Genomic DNA, 22,594 nt, shown 5'->3' with positions numbered 1-22,594 from the left:
AATGAGCGACGGCCACACCCGCCCCTCGCATAACGTCATTAGATGGCGAAAAGTTTAGCAAGCTCGGCCACCGAGTGCACCACTGCATCGGCGCCCGCCGCCTCGTGCTCGCCCGGCACCGCCGCGCCCGAATAGATGCCAATGCACGGCACGCCCATTGCGTGCGCGCCCTCCACATCGTTAAAGCGGTCGCCGATCATCACGGCATCGTCCGCCGTCGCGCCGAGCGCCGCCAGGGCATCGCGAACCGAATCGGCCTTGGTCTCGCGCCCCTGCGGCGGATTCATACCGACCACCGCCTCAAACTGCGAAAGCCCCAGCTCGCCCACCATGTCGATGCACTTTGCCTCCATGCGCGACGTCGCCACGGCCAAGTGATGCCCCTGGGCGGCCAAGCCATCGAGCAGTTCGGGAATTCCATCGAACACGGGGTACTCTTCCGGTCCCAGCTCATCAAAAAAGGCACGGTACTCGTCGGCCACCACAAGCGACTCCTCGCGCGAGAAGCCGTAAAAGTCGTGGAAGCTCTTCCACAACGGAGGCCCGATCATGCGGCGCAGGTCACCCATCTGCGCCTCAGAAAACCCGCGCGCAGCCAGCGTTTTACGCGTCGAGGTCATCACCGCCCGGCCCGTATCGGCCACCGTGCCGTCAAAATCAAACAGCACGACCGACCGCTTGCATATCTCCAGCGCCTCCATCGACATCCCTCTTCCCCAGTTGACGATTTCCACACCGACACTTCAAACTGTTGACTATTCAACAATTGAACCTAGTAATGTGGAACGACTCTACTATACTTGTCGCACTTTGCTCTCAGAAGGCGGCGCCGTCACGCCCCAACGAAAGGTGCAATTATGTCTTTTGCCATCATAACCGACTCCACGTCGGGCATCTCCCCCGCCCGCGCCCAAGAGCTCGGCATTTACGTGATTCCGCTTCATGTGATTATCGAAGGCGAAGACCTGCTCGACCAGGTGCAGGCCAGCTCACGCAGATGCTCAATATTCGCCTGGCCGTTTCGCCGGAGTGGAAATCGGGCGAGATCAAGGCGATCAAAAAGGGTCGTGGCGCCAAGCGCATCGTCGCCAACCAATCCCTATTCCACCGCAACTTGGAAGCAGTTCATTTGGGACGGGGCCAAAAAGACTGATATCAAACGTTTCAGACCAGTCTTTTTAGCCCCGTCCCATTTTACCTACCCTACATCAGCCCGCTCAGGACAATATCGACGGCCTCGTTGAGGTCATCGGTGATGTGGACGAGGTCTGGATCGAGTGGGCTGATCATGCCGGCATCCATCACCGGGCCGTTGAGCCAGTCGAACAGGCCCTGCCAGTATTCGCTGCCCACCAAAACAAGCGGCATGCGCTTGACCTTGTGCGTCTGCACCAGCGTGAGCACCTCAAACATCTCGTCGAGCGTACCAAAACCACCGGGAAACACGATGGCGCCCGAGCTGTATTTGACAAACATGGTCTTGCGCACAAAGAAGTAACGGAAGTCCATGCCGAGGTTCACGTATTTGTTGAGCCCATGCTCGTGCGGAAGCTCAATACCCAAGCCGACCGACTTGCCGTTGGCGCTCGCCGCTCCCCTGTTGGCCGCCTCCATAATGCCAGGACCACCGCCGGTGATAACCGCCACGCCGCGCTGCGCGATCTTGCGGCCGACCGTGCGCGCCGCCTTGTAGAGCGGATCGGTCTTGGGCGTGCGGGCACTGCCGAAGATGGTCACCGCGGGCCCGAGCTCGGCAAGCGCGCCGAAGCCATCGACAAACTCGGCCTGAATGCGCAGCACACGCCACGGGTCGGCGTGCAACCAGCCAGTCGAGTCCTCGGGCGCCAGCAGGTTGGCGTAGGTGTTGTCCTTAGGAATCATAGGGCCGCGCATAACCACGGGGCCGCGTCGGTACGTCTCGTTGTAGGCCGGCTCGCCCTCGACGTTCTCATTCTTAATCATGGGGGATACTCCTATCGAAAATAGAAACGGGCGGGGTCGACGCCATGCGTCAAACACCCGCCCGAACATCAACCATTCGGTATGGTACCCACGTTTTATTATGTAATGGCTTAGTGTTATTGAAGACTTATTTACTCACTGTAATCATGTTAGCACACCGACCAAGGGTTTCTATGAGTCCTTATTTGTTTGTCCGTGCTAGATATTTGACGGTGACTTTGATGGGACTTTCATCTTGGTGTCGAACTCCACGACTCTGTCATCACCTTTAAGCCACTTGCAACCACAGGATAACAATAGTCGCTGTCATCACGAGCAAACCGCTTGCGTCCACCCTTTGGCAATAGTCGCTGTCGTCACGAGCAAGCCGCTTGCGACTACCCACGCGGAGTTAAACAATAATTGCAAACTGAAGCTGCAAATCCACCCGACAAGGCTCTTTTATAAAACCCATTGTTTAGACGACCAGCAATCTCATCAGGCTCTCACCTTGAATAGTTTCCCAGCCAATCTGCGTGACTGCCTCCGACAGCTGTCTATCATGCGTAACCAACAGTAACGCGCCAGAGAAACCGCTCAGCATCTCCTGCAGCGCCTCAATAGAACCCACATCAAGATGATTCGTCGGCTCGTCGAGTACGAGGAGGTTGGGATTCGTAACAAGCTGTTCAGCAAGCATGAGTTTGCGGAGTTCGCCAGGACTCAAATCGTCGCCATCGAGCAGTTTGTCAGGGTCGGAGTTCAACCGCGCCACGATGGAGAGGATGCGACCTTTCGTCTCCTGGTCCTGGTCTCGGAGATGCCTCAGTGCTCGCTCGCGTTCCTCTGGCCCGACGTCCTGGGGAACGTACGCAACTTTGACATTATCAGGAACAGATTCGATGACGCTTCGTACCACCAGGCTCTTTCCCGTTCCGTTCGCACCGGTCAACACCACGTGATCCGTTGGCGAGATCCAGAGCTCCGGCACATCTATCGAGAACTCGCCAGCAGACAGTCGCGATGCCTCCAAGTGCGCCACGCAACTTGAGCGCGCAGCGACGCCGAACTCGCCGATACGATGGTCGTATCTTTTCGAGACGGTTTTCTCAGAAAGCTCTGCCTCGGCCTTTGCGAGCCGCCCGCTCATTTTGGACGAGAGCTTCCCTGCAACGCCGTCCTTTCCAGAGACTATGGCGCGTCCGATCTTCTCCCGAGCGTCGCTGTCTTTTTTGCTCAAGCCGCGCTTGCTTCGCTTGCCCTTCTGACGTGCCGCCTCTTCGCTCCTGCGCTGGGCTTCTGCCTTCAGGCGCTTAGCTTCACGAGAGGCTTGCTCGCGATCCCTCATCGCAGAGGCGCGTTCGCTCGCCGCCTGGTCGCTTGCCTTCGAGTACCCGCCGGGGCGCATGGTCCAACGCGCGCCCTCGCACATGAGGCTCTGGCCCACAAGGCCGTCGAGCAGATCCCTATCGTGCGAGATGAGGATGCCGATGCCGCCGAACGAAGCCAGCGCCTCCTTCACGATGTCGCGCGTGGCGGCATCGAGGTCGTTGGTCGGCTCGTCCATGATGAGGACATCCGGTTGTGCATAGAGGGCGCATGCGATCTGGATCCGCTTCTGCTGACCGCCCGAGAGCGTGTCGTAGCGCCAGAACCAGTCGTCTTCGATGCGGAGCAGCGCCCTTGCCCGTTGCGCCTCCTTGCCCCAATCCGATGCGAGATCAAAGAGCTTGTCTGGCTCTTGGGTCGAGTCTTGCTCGCAATACGACGCGAACAGATTCGGGCTCACCGTCCCGGAATCGGGTGTAATAACGCGGGCGGCGATACGGGCGAGCGTGCTCTTCCCGCATCCGTTGTCGCCGATGATGCCCGTCCATCCCGTCGGGAACGTGGCGCTGACGTCTTCGATGGCTGGCGATGCCGTACCGGGGTAGGTATAGCTGATGTGAGTGAGATTCAGTTGCATGGCGAGCTCCTTTGAGAGGAGGTCGCGCAGGGGCCAGGCACGCGATGTATGGATTCGGAACGAGAAGGCACTGAAGCGATGCGGCACCCTGAAGCGCGACCGGATGTACAGAATGGTCGTATGGGGTACCCGAAACGGGCATCGCTAGTTCTTCATCTAACCTGACCTAACTCGAAGCGGCGCTTGCCAAAGGCCCCGCTGGATGATTGATATCTAGGATTATAGCATGGTGATTTCCCTTGGCTCGTCGCTTCACCCAAGTGCTGATTGGTGCTGAGAGCGGAGAGACTGCGTGGCACTGCTCCCTCTAGCTGGCGCCTGATGCTGGAAAGCATCACACAGAAACGCCTGCCCTTCCCGCAACCCGCCAGAGCATGGCCGAAGGCGGCGGTTGGCACTGCAGCCCCCTCCCGTGTTATCTTTATTGAAGATAATTAAGAAGGTGGTGCACGATGTGCAGAACATACCCGGGAACGGAAACGAAACACAGAACCAACTCATAACAGCGACGCAGCAGCCCTCGAGTCCCGTGGCCCTGAGCGCAGACGTCGAGATGCTGCTCGAGCGCTTTTTAGTCGAGGCCGAGCTGGCCGAGACCACGAAGGAGACCTACCGCAGGACCCTGAGGGGCTTCTTCGCGTGGAAGGAGGAGCGAGGGATCACAGACCTCGCCAGGGGAGACATCCTCGCCTACAAGCAGGACATGCTGGCGAGGGTGCGGCCCTCGACGGCGAGCACCTACCTCACCGCGGTCAAGAGCCTGTTCAAATGGCTCGAGTCCGTGAGAGCCTACCCGAACGTGGCCGCGGACATAAAGACGGTCAAGCTAGTGGGCAACATCCACCGCAAGGACGCGCTGACGCCGGCGCAGGCCAAGCGTGTGCTCCAGGTGCTGAAGGGCGACACGCTGCAGGCCAAGCGCGACTTCGCGCTGGTGAACCTGCTCATCAGAGTCGGCTTACGCTCGGTGGAGGTCACGCGAGGCCGTCTGGGTGATTTGCGCAACAGGGGCGATCAGACGATTCTGCTCGTCCAGGGCAAGGGCAGGGTCGAGAAGGACGCGCTCGTGGTGCTGACCGATGCGACTCTAGGACCCATTTACGACTACCTGGCAGCGCGCAGGTGCGAGGGGCGCGAGGTCGTCGGGGAGGACTCGCCGCTGTTCGCCAGCCTCTCCAACAAAACATATGGGAAGCCGCTGTCCACGCGCAGCATACGGCAGATTGCGAAGGAGGCCCTGCGCGCGGCGGGGCTCGACAGCGAGAGGCTCACGACCCACAGCTTCCGGCACAGCGCGGTGACGTTCGCGTTGCTGGGGGGGCGCCAGCCTGCAGCAGGCCCAGGCGCTCGCAAGGCACACGAACCTGACAACCACGATGGTCTATGCCCACAACGTCGACCGCGTGAGCCAAGCTCCGGAGCGTTTTGTCGACGGCCTCCTCGACGACTAGGAGGCCGGGGCCGCGTCATGCGAGGGGAATGCCCGAGAGGTCGCTCCCCAGCACCTCCAGGTACTCCAGCAGCTGCTGGTACTTGCCTCGGAGCAGCAGGAGCTGTCGCTGGAGCTCCGCGTTCTCCTCCTTCAGCTTCCTCGATTGCTTCCTGCTCTTGTCGAGGGCGATATCGAGGTCCTGCAGGCGCGACTGCGCCCTCTGGAGCTCCCTTGACAGCCTGGTTATCTCGGCGTCCTTGTTCAGCTCGAGGTTCCCTTTCTGGCTTACCTTTGCGAGCGGCCTGAACTGGCAGACCTGGTTCTTCGCCAGGAGCTCCTTGACGTGCTGCTGGCTGAACGTCCCCGAGCTCAGCCCCGTTAGCGCCATGAGCTCCTTCTTGGTGACGATGCGGTGGTCCTCTTCGATTTCGTCGATGGCTCCCTGGATGAGGGCCAGCGTCTTCTCCCTCTTCGCCGCGTACATCCTCTGCATGTTCTCACTGGGCTGCTTCATCAGAGACCTCCAGGTCCTCGCCGCTAATCGCGTTCAGCACGCGCTGGATCAGCGTCTTGTATGCGTCTATCCAAACACCGCAGAGCTCCGCGAAGACATCGTTGCCACAACTTAGAGCCTTCTCCTGCTTGCTGCGCCAGTCGTCGAGCTCGCTTTGATAGTAGTCGAGGTCGCCGGCGTCGGGGACGAGGTAGCTGCAGCGGAGGCACCTCGACCTGTCGGCGCTGCAGCCCCTTGCGTCCGAGCACAGGCCGATCCTGTGGACCCTCTTGGCGAAGGGCTTCGACAGGATCCTGTCGAAGCGGGCAGGGTCGTCTGTGTTGATGATCCTGCCCCTGAACACGACGGGGTCGTCCTTGCGCAGGTCCTTGACGGAAGTGTGGGTATAGCTCTGCTCGATCATCTTGGTGTTGTGGTGGGCGGTGAGCGGCAGCAGGTCGATGGCGCGGAAGAGGCCCGAGTTCATGCGGTCGCTGACGGCGTTGTGGCGGAACTGGTGCGTCGTCGGGGAGTAGGGCTCGCCGTGCTCGTCGACGATTCCCCTGCACTTGCAGAGCCGCGAGAAGAAGCGGTTGCAGCTTCCAAGGTTCTTCGGCTTGAATGCCGACCCGTGAGTCCTATAGCATCTCTCCCCCGTCTTCGGGTCCCTTATGAGCCTGTAGGCCCGCGAGGTGAAAAGCCACCTTGCATTCTCGCCGAGGTGCGCCAGCACCTCGTCCCTCTGGGCTGCCACCAGGTCGACGAGGAGCTTCCCCATGCCCTCGTACCTGACCTCGATCAGCTTGATGTCGCTCGGGACGTAGGGTCCCGACTGCTTGAAGGACGGGATCGTCAGGGTGTAGGTGTCCGCGTCGAGCCGCTTCAGGCACCTGACCGTCATGCTGAGGACCTCGGTGGCGCGGTTGGGGATCAGGCGCAGCATCCAGTAGATGCACCTGTAGACCAGCGGGATGCCGTCTTTCATGAAGATGACGTCGAGCTGGCCGGCCACCTCGTCGGGGATGTACTTGTCCTCCTTCTTGACGTAGGCGGGGGCCCTCTCCAGCACGAACCTCTGCATGGCGGAGCTGATGTCGGTGAACCCCGACTCCCTCGCGAATGCCTCGAGAGCGTGCCAGTAATGCAGGCGCTTTCTCAGGGTGGTCTTCCGCTCTCCCGAGAAGAGGTAGGCATAGAAGGAGGCGAGCGCCTCCGGCGGGGCTTCTGCGAAGCTCTTGCAATCGTCGGGGATGAAGTCTGCGCAGTGCTTGATGGACATGCAGATGTCTGAGCTGATGGCAGCGGGGTCCCGCCCCTTCACGAGCCTCGTCAGCGCCCATCTCTTGGCCTCCTTCTTGAGGTGTTCGTTCGAGATACCCGTGAAATATATGTTGCGCGAGCTCGGTTTGACGTTCTTGTCGGGCTTCACCTTGTCGGCTTGCCAGACGTCGTCGCTGAAGCTCGAGGCAGAGCAGTAGTCTGAGAGCATCTTGGCCGCCTGCTCGTCGGTGACGGACACGGCGTTGGAGAGGACGACCGGCTCGAGGGCCGCGGACCCGGATGTGGGGAAGAGCAGGCTGTCAGGCATGTTGCGTTCCCTCCTCAATGGCGTCGAGCACGGCCCTGTAGCGCTCGTTCAAGGCCCTCTCCTGCGCGTACTCGGTGTAGCCCTCGTACTCGTCCATCGGGATGTCCAGCTCCGCGTACTTGGCCTCGAACTGCGCCAGCAGCCTCGACGAGTCCTCGCAGAGCTCTTCCCAGCGCCCCTGGAAGGCCCTTCCCGTGCACAGTTTGGGGCAGGACGCGCAGCTGATGTTGCCGAGGTCGGCGCACCTGCCCTCCGAGGGGTGTTTGGAGCACACGCCCAGCTCCACGTTGCGGCGGTTGGTGCAGAAGTCGACGTAGAGCCAGCGGCGCTCCTCCTCCGTGTACAGGTCGAGCCTGCCGCTCTCGATCAGGAGGTTGAACTTCTGCTGGAAGAACTCGCTGTTCAGCTCTGCGAGCCTCCTCATCCTCACCTCGGCGTAGACGCGCTCGGTGGTTCTGTGGTCGACGTGGCCGAGCTGCTTTTGCACGTCTGTAAGCGTGGCACCCGACGTGATGAGCTCGACGGCGACCGTCTTGCGCGTCTGCCTGGAGCAAAACGTGTCGTAACTCTCGTCGATCGACTGCATGCCGTACCGCTCGAGCAGCCTGTTGATCGCTCCGTTGAAGGTCGTCGCGGGGAACTCGGTCTTAACCCCGTTGGTGATGCAGAAGAAGAGCGTCTCGACCCCGTACATCTCCCTGAGGGCGGAGGTCTCCTCGATGTAGGCCTCGATCTCGCCGTGCAGCTCTGGCGAGATGACGGCGAAGATCTTGTCGCCGAGGCGCCGCTTGATCCTGGATGCCGCGGTCTTGGGGGACCTCGCCCTCACCTGCGGCATGCCGCTGGCGGGGTCCTCGGCCGTGATGTCCTCGACGCGGATGCTCTTGATATCGGAGAGGCGCCACCCGGTCTCCATCGCGAGCTTGAGCATCAGCTTGCAGGCGCTCGACCCAAGCTCGTCGACGTGCTCCTCGAGGAACACCAGGATGTCCTCGGGGATATCCGGGGTCGCCCTCGAGTAGTCAGAGCCGCTCCTGACCGTCAGGTTCGCGGTCGGGTCCGTGTCAAGGCGCCCGCGAGCGACGAGGTGCCGGAAGAACCTCCTGCAGCTGGTCAGATGATGCTTGAGCGTGCCGGGTGCATAGCCATCCTTGCTCATATGCGAGAGCGCGGCGAGGACATGCAGCTCGCCCACGTCCTCTGGGCAGGTGATGCCGTATTCGCCGACGAGGAAGGAGAGCACGGTTAGCAGATCGGCCATCGCAGCCGGGATGCGCGCCAACGCGCGATGGTCAGAGCTCGCGCGCTGGCATGCATCCTGGTAGAGGAACCTCAGATACTCCCTCGCATCCTGCTGGAACAAACCCGTCCCGTCCAGCACGGAGAAGTCGAGCCGCCTGCCTGAGAACGTCTCCCCCTTGGGGAAGTAGAACCACACCTCCGACTTGTCGCTGGCCACCTCGTCGGCGTTGCCGTCGAACATGAACCTGCGCAGGCCGGCGATCTTGTTCTCCAGGTGCTCGTCAAAAGCGTTTGCGAGGGTGGGGGTCTGCCGCACCTTCTTGAACGCCGCGAACTTCCTCACGTCCTCGTCTTCCAAATGCTCCTTGAAGTCGCGACGGAATCTGTGGAGGGGCAAGATCGGCCCCCTCGGAGAGTCGGGGGCCAGGTACCTGCCGGCGAAGAACGCATCGTATGCGCCCAGGAGCTCCTCGAAGCTGACGCCGCCTGGCAGTTCCGGTGCCGGCAACTGGGAGTCACCTGCGACAAGCAGTCCAGCAGGGACGGAGCTCTTGTCAACCCGCACAGCTTTCTCGTCGTAATAGGCGCGTTCCTCCGCGCTGAGATCTAGGAATTCATATACGGCGGTCCGGTTAGAGGTCGTAGCGTACGCAGCGTACGTGTAGGGCAACATCTCCCTAGCGATTACTTCATGCAGCCTGCGATAGTCCCACCGCTTGCCGTGCCCCCTCGCTTTGCGCTTTCGGCACCTCCCGACAGGGCGCCAGGAGAACCCGAAGATGTACGCGGTCAGGCGCGGGTAGGTGAAGTGTCGGTAGTTGCGATCGGACAGCCCCGAGGCATACTTCTCTGCCATGTCGCGCACATACGCCGCGAACTCCTCCTCGCCGACCTCTTCGACAACGCAGTTGTCAAACCACTGCAAGAAGTTATTGCGGGAAAGGCTGCAGTACTTCTCGATAAACTCCCTGCGGATTTCGACGAGGGGTTCACGTCGTCTGACGGCCTCGACGGCGCGGTCCCCGATCTGCACCGGGAAGCGGTGATAGGTGTAGAAGCGCTCCATGTACGTCTCGCCAAAGATACGTATCAGGGGGTTAACGCAGTCCCTGACCTGGTAGGTCAACCCGGTTATCACCTTGCAGAGCTTCTTTATGCCGGGCTTTTCCCAGGCTTCCTCGTCCTCGTGCATGGAGACGAGCACGTCGAGGAAGTAGTCGCTCAGCTCCTCCTCCGAGAACATGGAGGTCAGGGCAAGACGACACAGGGTCCCATAGCTATATGTCCCCTTCAGCGACTCCTCCAAGCCCTCGCAGGAGGGCAGCGGCGTGCGCGACTCCACGCAGGCGGCCAAGGCAGCAAAGTCGCTCACCGTCGCCGTGTCTGCGACATGGGTGTAGTTGTTGCTGCGCTTCGCACCCCCGGAGTTGTCCCTGATGTGCTCGAGCGCCTCCTCAGGTTGCCTGATCATCGGCGCGCCTCTGTTCCTTGGCTGCTTCGAGCCTCTTCCAGTTCTCGACGGCGGTCACCCTGTCCTGCCTGTTCTTGTAGGGCTCGGCAGACTCCATGCTCTTCCAGCCCATGATGTCGAGTATCTGGTTGTCGGTAAGGGAGGCGGGGTCGAGGGCCTGCTGCCTGAGGAGCTCCTCCATCTTCGTGCTCCTGCCGGAGTGGGTGCGCACCTTGGCGGGGTCGAGGCCGGCGCGCTTGGCGGCGCGCTTGATGATCTCGAGCGCGTTGTGGTAGGCCATCGGCTTGCCGAAGCTGCCCTCGCGCTCGCGCAGGTTGAGGAAGATCTCGGTCGGTATGAGCGACCCTGAATCGATCAGCTTCCCCTCGACGGCGCTGCGCTCGTTGTAGAGGTACTCCTCCAGCAGTCGCCGCGAGCGCTCCGACAAGACGCAGACGCGCCCCTCGCCCTCGCGCCTTCCCTTGCTGCGGAAAAGCTTCAAGGTGCCCTCGTCTGCGCGGTAGAGGTCGATCTGGGCGGAGAGGATCTCGTCGATGCGAAGGCCGTCGAGCGAGAGGGAGAAGACCGCCTTGTCGCGGTAGGTGCGGAAGTTGCTGAGGATTGCGTCGACCTGCTCGTCCGTGTACCACTTCTCGTAGTCCACAGGAGGCTTTCCGCTGGCGAAGGACGTCTCGGCGACATAGCGCGGCGACGTGGTCACGATTCACTGGCCGTAGAGGAAGGAGTGCGGGTTCTCCCCGCTTCGCTCCTCTGCGACCTCCATCTTGATGTCTTTGCCCTGGGAGCGCAGGAAGGTGTAGAAGCTGGCCACGACCGTGTAGTAGCCCCTGACGGTGAAGCCGGACCTCTTTCCCTCCACTGCGCCGACGAACGGGATGACGTTTCCGAACTGCAGGAAGCGCAAGAAGCCGGCGAGGTGCTTGGCGGTCGCGTCGGCGTAGCCGATGTGCCAGCAGTCCTGCAGGTAGTTGAGGTACTTGCACAGCTTGTAGGCGTACTGCCTCGCCGTCTGGGGCGAGCCCATGCTCATCTTGTGGAGGAACTTGTTGGCCCAGAAGGGGTAGGCGTCCGGATGGTTGATGATCCAGCCGTCCATCGTTCCCCCGTCGGCCTTCGGGTAGAGGCATTTTTCAACGGCAAACATTTTTTGTCACCTGAACAAACATCAATTCACTGGATAACGCTTAGTTAAACATCACAATAAGTGCTCGACCTATCAACGACTAAAAATAAATCTTAGTATCTGAAATACATAATAAAATGGTAGATGCATCAAACGCTTGCAAGGCATCGGTCAGAGGTCGTGCAACCGATGCCGACGCATGCGATGCCCGGCGCCGGTTACGCACGGTCGATTGGCACGCAGCCTCGACACCGCGCGAGCGCCCCCGTAAGCGCACCCGCAGCTCTTAGTAATCCACTGCCGCGGGGCTGTTCATCCAGTCGCTCACGAACGCACCGTAGTGGCCCTCGATAATGGCCTGGCGGGCACGCTTCATAAGGTTGAGCAGGTAGTAGATGTTGTGCATCGAAAGCAAAATGCCGCCGAGCATCTCCTTCTGCGTGACCATGTGGCGAATGAGCGCACGGCTGTAGCCGCCCGTGCACACCGGGCAGGTGCAGGTGGGATCGATGGGGCCGTCGTCGTGCGCAAAGCGGGCATTGCGGAAGTTAAGGCGACCCTCGCTCGAGAACGCCGTCCCCATGCGGCCGGTGCGCGTCGGCAGCACGCAGTCGAACATGTCGATGCCCACGCCTACACCACGCACGAGCGTCGTCGGGTTGCCGACGCCCATCAGGTAGCGCGGCTTATGTTTGGGCATGTACTCGCTCGCGAGCGGTGCCAGCGTCTCAAACATGGTCTCGTGGTCCTCGCCCACCGAGTAGCCGCCAATGCCGTAACCGGGGAAGTCACCGCACTCCTCCAGATGGCGCAGCGAACGCAGGCGCAGGTCCAGATGCATGCCACCCTGAACGATGCCAAAGAGCGCCTGGTCGTCGCGGGTATGAGCTTTATAGCAGCGCTCGGCCCACATACTCGACAGCTCAACGGCGCGCTCAACGTAGGCGCGCGTGGCGGGATAGCCCGGGCACTGGTCGAGCTGCATGCAGATGTCGGAGCCGAGCTTCATGGCGATTTCCATGTTGTCCTCGGGCGTCCAGAACACGTGGCGGCCGTCGTAGTCGTTGACGATAAAGCGCACGCCCTCGTCGGTGAGCTTGACGGCGTCGTTGTGGCTGAACACCTGGAAACCGCCGGAATCAGTGAGGATGGGGCCATGCCAGTTCATAAACTTGTGCAGACCACCCAACTCGGCGATGGTGTCCTCGCCGGGACGCATGGACAGGTGATAGGTATTGGCGAGCACGATCTGGGCGCCGAGCTGCTTGACAGTCTCGGTAGGAATGCCCTTGACGTTTGCCTTGGTGCCCACGGGCATAAAGATCGGCGTCTCGATGTCGCCGTGCGGAGTGTGCAGCACGCCGGCACGCGCATGCGTCGTCGGATCCTCGGCGATCAGGTCGAATTTAAATAGGCTCTGGTCCATAAACTGGAACTCCTTGGTTGCGGTTCATACGCAAACCATTATAAAGACCGCGGCAGGTGAACGGCATAACGTCTTTCGGAGAAGGGAATGTCAAGCGCAAACTGAATAGAGCGGCCGAATTTTTGCTATCCAAGCGAGCCATCGAACACGTTTTGAAACTTTGCTGCGGCGCGCGGGATGCCGGCGCGAGACTTTATCATAGGGTGACAATCAACGATGAGGAGCACATGCCTATGACAGACGAGCTGGACCCCCAGACTCAGCAGCATATTGATGATTCCGCAGACGCCGTCGACGACTGCAGCACTCCTACCTGCGTCGCCGCTTCCGTCGATGCATCCGCCGAAGATGCGCACGCCGGTGCGGATAAGGCAACAGACACAGGCGATACTGTCGAGCATGACGAAGGCGAGCAACCGGAGTCGAACGACGCCGAGCCCGACGCGGACCCCGCGCCACAGGCGGCAGGCCCCATCGAGGTATCTTCGGAAGAAGAGCTCGATGCCGTCATGGACTCCATGATGGATGCCGTCAAAGCAATGAAAGACGCCGTGGCCGACGCCGATGTGGACGCCGAAGAAGAGAAGGCCGCCGAGGCCGCATCGACCTTCGTGCCTGGCGAGACCCCCGTTGCCGACCAAGGCAGCACCGTACCTTCGTTCTTACAGCTCGAGCACCCTACAATTGGCGCAGATGCAGTTGACCCGCACACTGCCGGATTTTCCGTGATCGAGGGTGGCACCGGCAATATCGCCACGTCGCAGGCGCCCGATGCGGGTACGGCCGACGCCGGTCACCCGACCGCTCCACACGCCCCTGCAGCCAGCCGCGATCTGGGAACCGCCGTCTCAAATACAGCAAACGCCGTAGGCACTTTTATCGCCCAGGGCGCCTCTGCCATGCGCGAGATGAACGCCGCAAAGAAGGCGCTCGCGGACGCTCGTGCCCACCTGGCCGAACTTGATCAGCGCATTTCCGATCAGACCGAGGAGCTCGAGACGCGCCAGGATATCGCAGGGCGTTACGACCAGATTGTCGCCGACCAGCGCCACGCTATCGACACGGCACAAAAGGCCGCCGCGGCGGCAGAAATCGGCCGCGATACCCATGCCGCCAAGACAACAGAGCTCAAAGCGCAGCTCGAACAAATAAAAGAAGAGGACGACGCCACCGAGCGGCGTCTCAAAGCCGCACTCGATGCCGTAGAGGCTCGCGAGGCGAGTTCGCGCGAGACCGGTAACCGCCTCGTACGACGTCTCGAGGATTCCAAGCGCATCCGCGACAAGGTACAGGCCGAGCGCGACGCCGGCGTTGCCGCAGCGCAGCAAACCGTCGACGCCACGCGTGCTCAACTCGAAACGTTGCGCCGTGAGTATGCCGAGCTGCAGCGCAATCCCTCGGCAAATCCCGCCAACTATACGGTGCGCACCAGCGAGCTTTCGATGCAGATCTCCGACACGGCTGATGCCCTGCGCAAAGCCGAGGAAGATGTCCCGCGCATCACCGCCGATCTTGAGCACTCGCTCGCAGCCGCCGAGCACGCCGTCGAGCAGGCGCAAGCCCCCATCGCCGACGCCAAGCGCGCCCATCAGGCCGTGACGGCCGAGGCCGATGCCGCGCGCGACGAGCTGCAGACCGCAAAGGCGGCCGCTGCAACGCGCCAGCGCGAATTACGCGAGAAGATCGTCACCGAGGACAAAGCGCGTCAAGAGCAAGAGCAGGCTATCGCCAATGCCCAGGCGGACGTCGCGCATGCGCAGTCGATCATCGAGCAGGCGACCGAGGTGCACAACCATCCCGAGATCACCGAATCGCTCGCGGGCTCCCTGGCTCGCGATAAGGCCGAGCGCGCCGAAACCGAGCGCGAAGTGGCTCAGCTCGAAGCCGCCGAGAACGACGTGCGCGAGCGCACCCGTGACTCACGCGTCAAATTCACCGGCGCAATCGTCTGCATTGTCGCCGTAATCCTCGTGATTGTCCTAATCTGGCTGTTCGCGAGCAAGTAAACCAGCTGCCAAAAAACACTCACCGCAACGTTTTGATTGGTGCAAAGGGGCCAGGCTACTTTGCACCAACTTGGTGCATATAAAACAGTCCCCATCGCACCAACAACGTTTGCCCAGATAAAACCTGCCAAAATAAACCTGTCCCTTTTTGGCAGGTTGAACCACGGCAACGCCAATGTTTTGGCGCGGACAGCGAGCGGGTCGCATTTGAGGCAAGGTGACGTGAAACGAAAGGGCGCTGACCTTCTGGTCGCGCCCTTGAAGTTGAACGTCAGATTGTCCAAATGCGGCCCGCGCAGCGTCGAGCAGTTACGCGGTTCGTAGAACCGCGTAACTAACAAATGAGCATGGCGTCGCCAAAGCTGAAGAAGCGGTAGCGCTGCTCGATAGCGGCGGCATAGGCATCCATGATCTGATCGCGGGTGGCAAGTGCGCTCACGAGCATCATGAGTGTGGAGCGCGGAACATGGAAGTTAGTGATCAGCGCGTCGACCACGTGATAGGTCGAGCCGGGCATGAGGTAGAGCTGCGTTGTCGCGTTCTCGCGCGCCACGATGTCACCACGGCCGAGCGTGTCGGCCCCGTCCTTACGGCCCTCAAAATAGCGCGCCGTCACAGCCGGATCGGACACCGGCGCGTCCGCGTCAAACGCACTCTCGAGCGAGCGGACTGCGGTGGTACCGACAGCAATCACGCGATGCCCCTCGGCCTTAGCCTTATGCACGGCGTCGACAACCTCCTGCGACACGTGATAGCGCTCGGTGTGCATCACGTGCTGCGTGGGGTCGTCCTCCTCCACCAGACGGAAGGTATCGATGCCCACCTCGAGCTCGACAGCGGCAAACTTCGCACCCTTGGCCTCGATAGCGGCCATGAGCTCGGGAGTAAAGTGCAGGCCCGCCGTGGGAGCGGCAGCTGAGTGCTCCTCCTTCATGGCGTAAACGGTCTGGTACTTCTCGGGATCGCCCTCATAATCGGTAATGTAGGGCGGCAGCGGCACGTGGCCGGCAGCATGGATGGCCTCATCGAGCGTGCGCGGCTCGCCGGCGGCATTGCAACCGGCCGGCTCAAAACGCACCAGGCGGCCGCCGCGGCTATCGGTGACAAAGTCGACGACCTCGGCTGTCAGCACCACGGGAGCACCCTCGGGCGCATGGGCACCACCGACGCGATACTCAATCTGCACACCAGGCTTTAGGCGCTTGCCCGGCTTGACCAGACACTCCCAAACATGACCCAGCGGATCCACGTCCTCGCGGCGCTTGAGCAGCAGCGTTTCGACCACGCCGCCCGAGCCTGTCTTGCGACCGATAAGACGGGCCGGCATCACACGCGTCTGGTTGATGATGAGCACGTCGCCAGGCTCGATATAGTCGATGATGTCGCGGAAGATGCGGTGCTCGACGGTGCCGCCATGCTCCAGTGGCGTTCCCGCCTGGGAGCCCTTGCGATCCACCACCAGCAGGCGGCAGGAGTCGCGCGGCTCGGCAGGAGCCTGGGCAATCAGTTCCTCAGGAAGGTTGTAGTCAAAATCATCGGTACGCATAGACACGTCGGATACTCCTTATATAGCTAAAATCCGCTCTACATCCTAGCAGGCTGCCAGCCCAAAAGGACTACTTTTTGGACGCTTTGCGCTCGTCGCGGATGCGGGCGCGGTCCATGGCCGCCTCGACGGCCGAGAATCGGCAGCCGCAATAGTTCTGCCGATACATGCCCAGCTCGCGCGAACGACGCGTCGCCTCGGGATAATACGGGCGAAAATCGCGAATCACCGGGGTGAGACCATGTGCCGCCGCCAAGCGCTCCAACACATCATTGCAGGTGTCGAACAACTGATACGGCGAGACGGCGAGCGTCGTGCCCACAAACTCAAACCCGCGCTCCTGGGCCACACGGCATGCCTCGGCAAGACGCAGGGCATAGCACGCGCGACAGCGACGGGGTCGATCGGCGCCCAGCGGGGCCACGCCGGCCTCCCAGCGCTCGCGGTCCTCCCCCGCCTCGATGAGCTCGATGTCGCCATCGGCACACCACCGGCGAAGCTCGTCCAAACGCCGCTGCCATTCATCGCGCGGCTGAATATTGGGGTTGGTCCAGCAAATCGTGGGTTCAAACCCCTCCTCACGCAGCAGACGAACCGGCTCCAGCGAGCACGGCGCACAGCACGCATGCAGTAGCAGCGGCTTCATGGACATCTCCTCCCAATCTTTGCCCAGGGTAGTCTTTTTGGGACGGGGCTATTTTGACTACTTTTAACGTCAAGCAGTCAAAAATACCCATCTCCAAAAAGTAGTCAAAATAGCCCCGTCCCAAAAAGACTACTGACCAAAAAAGCGAACGCCAAAGGACGTGTCTTCGCAGGCGACAATGCGGCGGTCGCGCAAAATGGTCCGCACGTAATACCAGTCGCCCACACAGCCCGACAAATGCAAGCCGGCTGCCAGGTAGCACAGCAGCGGATAGCCCGAAAACGCAAACCCCAGGGTAACGTTGTCGTCACGACAACCGTCGGCGCCAGACAAACTGCCACGTACCGCCGGCGCGAATACACCACGCCCTCGGCGCAGGCGTAAATCATGCACGTCTCGAGGTTCGCCCCAAAGGTCACGTGCGCACCGGCGGGCGCAAACAGCTTAAAGAACACGCCGTGCACCAACTCGTGCACGGCAAATGACGCCGCCGAAACCGCAGCCAAGCCAACTATCCAGCCTAAGACAGCCGTCCAGCCACCCGCGTCAGCCGCATCCAAGTCCGCGGGCCCACCCAGCAGCATAAACACCGGCACCAGGCACACGGCAAATGCGCCAAGCACGGCCATCCCCCACACAAAGCAAGCGTGCAGGAAATCCTCGTCTTCAAACGCATGTATGTTGGAAATCTCATTCATAGCATCTTAGGATAGCGCCCCTGCCACGTACCCGTCCGCATGTGCGATAATGTCGAACGATATGCACGAATTGACCACCGCGTCGCCGAGCCCCGCGCCCGGCCACGCTCTTACCATATGCGAAGGAGTCCCATGGCATCCAAATACTCCATGAACGACCGTCCCAGCTGGCCTCGCCGCGCCATCGTAACCGCCGGCGAGCCCTATGGCAACAAGGGCCTTCACTTTGGCCACGTTGGCGGCGTCTTTGTTCCGGCCGACTTCTTCGCCCGCTTCCTGCGCGACCGCCTGGGCCGCGAGAACGTCATCTTCACCTCGGGCACCGACTGCTACGGCTCGCCCATCATGGAGAGCTACCGCAAGCTCAAGGAGAACGAGGGCTACGATAAGTCCATTAGCGAGTATGTCGAGTCCAATCACTCCCGTCAGGCCGCGACCCTCAACAACTACAACATCAGCTGCGATATCTACGGCGGCTCGGGCCTTGAGCCGGCGGCGCAGATTCACAACAAGGTGACCGCCGAGATTATCGAGCGCCTGCACGAGCAGGGCACCATCTCCAAGCGCTCTACCCTGCAGTTCTACGACGCCAAGGCCGGCACGTTCCTCAACGGTCGCCAGGTCATCGGCCGCTGCCCCATCCAAGGTTGCAAGTCCGAGAAGGCTTATGCCGACGAGTGCGACCTGGGCCACCAGTTTGAGCCCGAGGAGCTCATCGCGCCCAAGAGCCAGCTCACCGGCGAGGTGCCCGAGCTGCGCCCGGTCGACAACCTCTACTTCGACCTGCCCGCCTACCTCGACTTTATGAAGACCTATACTGCCAAGCTCGCCCAGAACCCGCAGGTTCGCTCCGTGGTCTCCAAGACCATGGAGGAGTGGCTGCTGCCGGCACAGCTCTACATCCAGAATAAGTTCCGCGAGGCCTTCGACGCCGTCGAGGACCAGCTCCCCGAGCACACCGTGCTGGAGCCCGAAGGCAACAAGAGCAGCTTTACCGTCACCTTCCCCAGCTGGAAGGAGCGCGACGACGCCCACGCGGTACTCGCCAACGGCGGCGTGCGCTTCCGTAGCGGCAAGGCGCTCGTGCCCTTCCGCATCACCGGCAACATCGACTGGGGCGTTCCGGTGCCCGAGGTCGATGGCGTCTCCGACGTCACCTGCTGGTGCTGGCCCGAGAGCCTGTGGGCGCCCATCAGCTACACCCGCACCGTGCTCGCCCGCGATGCCCGCGCCGCCGGCGTGACCGAGGGCGTCGCCGCCCAGGATGCCGCCCTCATGGGCGAGCCCGCCGCCGATTCCACGCAGGTCCCCGCGCCCACCTACCAGCACAGCTCGCTCGACTGGCGCGACTGGTGGTGCTCGGACGACGCACAGATCTACCAGTTTATCGGTCAGGACAACATCTACTTCTACTGCATCGCGCAGACCGCCATGTGGGAGGCCCTGGGTTGGAACCTCACGCAGAGCACCGTCAGCGCCTGCTATCACCTGCTCTACATGGGCAAAAAAGCCAGCTCGTCCTCGCAGACGCCTCCCCCGCCGGCAGACGACCTGCTCAATCACTACACCTGCGAGCAGATGCGTGCGCATTGGCTGTCGCTCGGCCTGTCCGAGAAGCCGGTGAGCTTTAGCCCCAAGGCATATGACACACGCGTGACCGGCAAGGACAAGGACGGCAACGAGGTGCGCGCCTGCGACGACAAGCGCGTTATCGACCCGGCCCTTAAGGAGAGCGCGCTTTTGACCGGCGTGTTCAACCGCCTGGCCCGCAGCTGCTTCTACGGCGTCGCCGTCAAGGAGGGCGACGAGAGCCCCTACCGCAACGGATGCATCCCCGCCGGTGCCGCCTCCGCCACCGTGGTCGAAGCCGCCGAGCAGGCAGCTCTCGCCTTTGAGCAGGCCATGTACAAGTTCGAGACGCACCGCGCGCTCGCCGTGTGCGACGACTACCTGCGTGCCGCCAACAAGCGCTGGAGCGACGCCTCCAAGGCCGCCAACAAGCTCGAGGGCGAGCCAGCCAACGCCGCAATGACGCAGGCACTGGTCGACGCCTTCACCGAGCTGCGCGTGGCGACCGTGCTCATGCACGGTATTGTGCCGGCCGGCTGCGAGCTCATCTGCGAGTACTTCGACGTCGATCCGGTCGCCTTCTTTAGCTGGGATAACATCTTTGCCTCCACGGATGAGTTTGTGGAGAGCCTGGGCGAGAAGCCCGGCGAGCACCGCGTAAAGCCGCTGCCCCCGCGCTTCGACTTCTTTAGCAAGCACGAGAGCCAGTACTAGACAAACGCCAAGGCAGACTAGTCAATTTGGGACGGGGCTATTTTAGCTACCCCGTCCCAAATTTAACTGCAACGCCTGCCGAAACGGACGGGCAGCTAAAATAGCCCCGTCCCAAATTGACTACTTTTAATGGAATGGGAAGGAAAGACGGATGTCCAAGCCACGTCGTCGTAAGCAGAAAAAGCAGGTTAAGCCCGAGCTCAAGCTTAGGCAGTTTGCCGCTACCGAGCTTTCCGACCAGCTTGCCGCCCAACACTCCGCCGCCGACCTGCCGCGCTTTATGGTCGATACGGTCGCCGGCGCCTATGCGCCTGCCGATGCCGAGCTCATGATCGAGGGCTTTGGCGCCGCAGCCACGCGCCCGGTCACGCTGCGCGCCAACACGCTCAAGGCAACCGCCGAGGACATCGCCGCCGCGCTCGACGCAGCCGGCATCGCCCACCAAACCGTTGCCTGGTACCCGGACGCTTTCATCCTGCCCGAGGCCCAGGTATCCGATCTGTGGGATCTCGACATCTACCGCAACGGCAAAATCTACCTGCAGAGCCTGTCGTCCATGATGCCTCCTTTGGTGCTGGGCGCTCAGGCCGGCGAGGATATCCTGGACATGTGCGCGGCCCCCGGCGGCAAGACGACGCAGATCGCCGCCCTCACCCAGGGACAGGCGCACCTCACCGCCTGCGAGATGAGCATTCCCCGCGCCGAAAAGCTCGAGGCCAACTTGGGCCGCCAGGGCGCCAAAAACGTACCCGTCATGCGTATCGACGCACGCGAGCTCGACGAATTCTTCCGCTTTGACCGCATCCTGCTCGACGCCCCCTGCACCGGCACGGGCACCGTCATCAGCGGCAACGAGAAAAGCCTGCGCGGCCTGACCGAGCAGCTGCTCTGCAAGTGCGCCCGCTCGCAGCGCGCGCTTCTGGACCGCGCCATGGGCGCCCTCAAGCCGGGCGGCACGCTCGCCTATTCGACTTGTTCGATCTTGCCGCAGGAAAACGAGGACGCCCTGCAGGAGGCCCTCGACAAACACATGGACTGCGAGCTCATCCCCCTCGACGGCACGCCGAGCGAAAGCGAAGCGCGCCGTGCTCAGGAAGCTGGCGAAGAGCCACGCGTCGAGAGCAACGCCCTCACCGAGGCCATCGCCACCGGCCACGTCTCGACCGTCGCCAACGGCATGCCCGGCACGCTGACCATCCCGCCCAGCCGCGACTTTGAGGGCTTCTACATCGCTCTGATCCGAAAACGCAGCTAGCGCACGGACCAACTCAACAAGCTATCTCCGTGCGCGCTTGTCCTGCTGGTCCTTATGCCGCGCAAGCGCTTCACGCTCCTTGCGCTCGGCCTTTTTGCCCTTAATGGCCGTAACCACAAAGTAGATGACCGCGGCGGCTACGATTGCGCCCACGCATAGGCCAATCGAGCTCAATATCGTCGTGATTTCCATACCGCGCCACCTCTCTTATAAACGGGACATTTAAGATAGCACCTCAAAACCTGCCACCACAGCTCCTTCACGTTCGCCGGCCCTTCGGTCTAACGGATAGCGCGGCGGGGAAAAATCAACTCGTCAAACGTTTTAGCAACGTAGCGCCGGTCGCACGCTGCCGACCGCACATTATAGAAACGGACCGCAATGGATTCTCTCAACGATTTGAACGAGCGTGTTGACGCTTTTGTCGCCACCAGCTCCTTCGACACGCCCGCCGCGACGAACGACCAAGCCCCCATCGATGTTCCCGCCGAGGTTCACGAGGACATCGTCGCCTCGGTCGATTTCTCAGAGGTTGAGCTTGCGGACGAATTTACCGAGCCCCAGGTGGCTGTAACCCCCAGCGGCCTTTTGCCCATGGAGCCGCTGCCCATCGACGGGCGCCTGCGCAAGGCGGCCCTCCGCATGCCCGATGAGATCGAGGAGGCCAGCGGCTTTACGCTCTTTGGACGCCGCATCAAATCGCTCATCTACACCACCGACGTGGCGGTCATCCGCAACTCCAATGCCGACGCCGTGTTTGCCGTCTACCCCTTCACGCCGCAGCCCGCCATTACGCAGGCGCTGCTGACTGTTGCCGAGTGCCCGGTCTTTGTGGGCGTTGGCGGCGGTACCACCACCGGTAAGCGCTCCGTGCAGATGGCGGCCGTCTCCGAGATGCAGGGCGCGGCGGGCTGCGTGGTCAACTCCCCCGCTACCGCCGAGATGGTCGAGCACATCACCAACATCGCCGACATCCCCGTCATCGCCACGGTCGTTCGCTGCGATGACGATGCCCACGCCAAGGTGCGCGCCGGGGCCAAGATCCTCAACATCGCCGCCGGCAAAAACACACCCCAGGTCCTACGCGAACTGCGAGAGCACTATCCCAGCCTGCCGCTCATCGCACCGGGTGGCAAGACGCCCGAGAGCATCCGTGAAACCATCGCCGCCGGCGCCAACGCTATCATCTGGACGCCGCCTTCGGCCCAGCAGCTGCAAACCGACATGATGGAGCGCTACCGCAAGATGAAGGAAGACGCCACGCCTGTCATCTCGCGCGACGATGTGCCCATTATCGACCAGGTCGCCGCCGCCGAGATCAGCCAGGTCGAGAACATGAATCCCGACGTGCCGATTCCCGACGAGGTCATCGAGCGCGTCGCCTCGATCCACGATCATATCGAGGAGCGTCGCGCCAACCGCGGACTCAAGCCCTCGCTACACGGTTTCTTCTTCCGTGGAAAGAAACGCTAGCCGCA

Annotated in this window: 18 protein-coding genes and 3 pseudogenes; 7 read left to right on the top strand and 14 right to left on the bottom strand. The window is 61.7% G+C overall.

Translation table 11 applies throughout. The features are described from left to right. Positions 1 to 38: 38 nt before the first annotated feature. Positions 39 to 701 carry an HAD hydrolase-like protein gene (locus ACTQXM_RS02955; RefSeq protein WP_441063027.1) on the bottom strand — a complete coding sequence of 221 codons (663 nt, stop codon included), beginning with the start codon at positions 699 to 701 and terminating at the stop codon, positions 39 to 41. Between the two features lie 156 nt (positions 702 to 857). On the opposite strand from ACTQXM_RS02955, the pseudogene ACTQXM_RS02950 reads away from it, so the two are divergent. Further along, positions 858 to 983 (top strand): annotated as a pseudogene (locus ACTQXM_RS02950) (DegV family protein); the annotation flags it as partial. 14 nt (positions 984 to 997) lie between these two features. Further along, positions 998 to 1,153, top strand: a complete 156-nt coding sequence (locus ACTQXM_RS02945) for a hypothetical protein (RefSeq protein ID WP_441547602.1) — start codon at positions 998 to 1,000, stop codon at positions 1,151 to 1,153. Between the two features lie 50 nt (positions 1,154 to 1,203). On the opposite strand, the gene ACTQXM_RS02940 is transcribed toward ACTQXM_RS02945, so the two are convergent. Next, the gene (locus tag ACTQXM_RS02940) at positions 1,204 to 1,962 is read right to left on the bottom strand and encodes a TIGR00730 family Rossman fold protein (protein ID WP_441063025.1); all 759 of its coding nucleotides are present in this window, start codon (positions 1,960 to 1,962) and stop codon (positions 1,204 to 1,206) included. 457 nt (positions 1,963 to 2,419) lie between these two features. After that, positions 2,420 to 3,907, bottom strand: coding sequence for an ATP-binding cassette domain-containing protein (locus ACTQXM_RS02935; protein WP_441063024.1), 1,488 nt, complete (start codon positions 3,905 to 3,907; stop codon positions 2,420 to 2,422). A gap of 553 nt (positions 3,908 to 4,460) precedes the next feature. On the opposite strand from ACTQXM_RS02935, the pseudogene ACTQXM_RS02930 reads away from it, so the two are divergent. Beyond that, positions 4,461 to 5,198 (top strand): annotated as a pseudogene (locus ACTQXM_RS02930) (tyrosine-type recombinase/integrase); the annotation flags it as partial. A 175-nt stretch (positions 5,199 to 5,373) separates the two neighbouring features. On the opposite strand, the gene ACTQXM_RS02925 reads toward ACTQXM_RS02930, so the two are convergent. The 6 genes from ACTQXM_RS02925 to tgt form a co-directional block, all read right to left on the bottom strand. Continuing rightward, the gene (locus ACTQXM_RS02925) at positions 5,374 to 5,853 is read right to left on the bottom strand and encodes a hypothetical protein (protein WP_441032094.1); all 480 of its coding nucleotides are present in this window, start codon (positions 5,851 to 5,853) and stop codon (positions 5,374 to 5,376) included. Further along, positions 5,837 to 7,420 (bottom strand): hypothetical protein, encoded by a 1,584-nt coding sequence (locus ACTQXM_RS02920; RefSeq protein ID WP_441032092.1) that lies wholly within the window; start codon positions 7,418 to 7,420, stop codon positions 5,837 to 5,839. Before ACTQXM_RS02920 ends, ACTQXM_RS02925 begins: the two co-directional genes overlap by 17 nt. Beyond that, positions 7,413 to 10,133, bottom strand: a complete 2,721-nt coding sequence (locus ACTQXM_RS02915; RefSeq protein WP_441048888.1) for a tyrosine-type recombinase/integrase — start codon at positions 10,131 to 10,133, stop codon at positions 7,413 to 7,415. The genes ACTQXM_RS02920 and ACTQXM_RS02915 overlap by 8 nt, the downstream gene beginning before the upstream one ends. Beyond that, the gene (locus ACTQXM_RS02910) at positions 10,117 to 10,776 is read right to left on the bottom strand and encodes a tyrosine-type recombinase/integrase (protein ID WP_441064233.1); all 660 of its coding nucleotides are present in this window, start codon (positions 10,774 to 10,776) and stop codon (positions 10,117 to 10,119) included. The genes ACTQXM_RS02915 and ACTQXM_RS02910 overlap by 17 nt, the downstream gene beginning before the upstream one ends. Positions 10,777 to 10,836: 60 nt before the next feature. Next, entirely contained in the window at positions 10,837 to 11,277 is a 441-nt protein-coding gene (locus ACTQXM_RS02905; RefSeq protein ID WP_441064235.1) for a hypothetical protein, read from the bottom strand. A 265-nt stretch (positions 11,278 to 11,542) separates the two neighbouring features. Continuing rightward, positions 11,543 to 12,682, bottom strand: a complete 1,140-nt coding sequence (tgt, locus tag ACTQXM_RS02900; RefSeq protein ID WP_441064236.1) for a tRNA guanosine(34) transglycosylase Tgt — start codon at positions 12,680 to 12,682, stop codon at positions 11,543 to 11,545. A 233-nt stretch (positions 12,683 to 12,915) separates the two neighbouring features. On the opposite strand from tgt, the gene ACTQXM_RS02895 reads away from it, so the two are divergent. Then, the gene (locus ACTQXM_RS02895; RefSeq protein WP_441537112.1) at positions 12,916 to 14,688 is read left to right on the top strand and encodes a hypothetical protein; all 1,773 of its coding nucleotides are present in this window, start codon (positions 12,916 to 12,918) and stop codon (positions 14,686 to 14,688) included. 334 nt (positions 14,689 to 15,022) lie between these two features. Here the strand turns inward: ACTQXM_RS02895 and queA are convergent, their stop codons facing one another. The 4 genes and pseudogenes from queA to ACTQXM_RS02875 all read right to left on the bottom strand — a co-directional run. After that, a complete protein-coding gene (gene queA / locus ACTQXM_RS02890; RefSeq protein WP_441064240.1) occupies positions 15,023 to 16,234 on the bottom strand; it encodes a tRNA preQ1(34) S-adenosylmethionine ribosyltransferase-isomerase QueA in 1,212 nt (403 codons plus the stop codon). 70 nt (positions 16,235 to 16,304) lie between these two features. After that, positions 16,305 to 16,880, bottom strand: a complete 576-nt coding sequence (locus tag ACTQXM_RS02885) for an epoxyqueuosine reductase QueH (protein ID WP_441064239.1) — start codon at positions 16,878 to 16,880, stop codon at positions 16,305 to 16,307. Between the two features lie 129 nt (positions 16,881 to 17,009). After that, positions 17,010 to 17,213 carry a hypothetical protein gene (locus ACTQXM_RS02880; protein ID WP_441537143.1) on the bottom strand — a complete coding sequence of 68 codons (204 nt, stop codon included), beginning with the start codon at positions 17,211 to 17,213 and terminating at the stop codon, positions 17,010 to 17,012. Between the two features lie 20 nt (positions 17,214 to 17,233). Then, positions 17,234 to 17,464, bottom strand: a pseudogene (locus ACTQXM_RS02875) (hypothetical protein); the annotation flags it as partial. 246 nt (positions 17,465 to 17,710) lie between these two features. Between ACTQXM_RS02875 and ACTQXM_RS02870 the strand changes: the two are divergent. Together ACTQXM_RS02870 and ACTQXM_RS02865 are read left to right on the top strand one after the other, a co-directional pair. Next, entirely contained in the window at positions 17,711 to 19,861 is a 2,151-nt protein-coding gene (locus tag ACTQXM_RS02870) for a methionine--tRNA ligase (protein ID WP_441063465.1), read from the top strand. Positions 19,862 to 20,012: 151 nt separating this feature from the next. Further along, entirely contained in the window at positions 20,013 to 21,116 is a 1,104-nt protein-coding gene (locus ACTQXM_RS02865) for an RsmB/NOP family class I SAM-dependent RNA methyltransferase (protein ID WP_427728973.1), read from the top strand. A gap of 21 nt (positions 21,117 to 21,137) precedes the next feature. Here ACTQXM_RS02865 and ACTQXM_RS02860 read toward each other — a convergent pair whose 3' ends face one another. After that, the gene (locus ACTQXM_RS02860) at positions 21,138 to 21,308 is read right to left on the bottom strand and encodes a hypothetical protein (protein WP_427728972.1); all 171 of its coding nucleotides are present in this window, start codon (positions 21,306 to 21,308) and stop codon (positions 21,138 to 21,140) included. A 189-nt stretch (positions 21,309 to 21,497) separates the two neighbouring features. Here ACTQXM_RS02860 and ACTQXM_RS02855 point away from each other — a divergent pair, with 189 nt between their 5' ends. Next, the gene (locus ACTQXM_RS02855; protein WP_441063467.1) at positions 21,498 to 22,589 is read left to right on the top strand and encodes a hypothetical protein; all 1,092 of its coding nucleotides are present in this window, start codon (positions 21,498 to 21,500) and stop codon (positions 22,587 to 22,589) included. Positions 22,590 to 22,594 lie beyond the last annotated feature (5 nt).

This window comes from Collinsella sp. LCP19S3_D3 (assembly GCF_052121455.1).
GTDB lineage: Bacteria > Actinomycetota > Coriobacteriia > Coriobacteriales > Coriobacteriaceae > Collinsella.
Note: the sequence above shows the minus strand (reverse complement) of the source record. Positions and strands in the feature narration are given on the sequence as shown.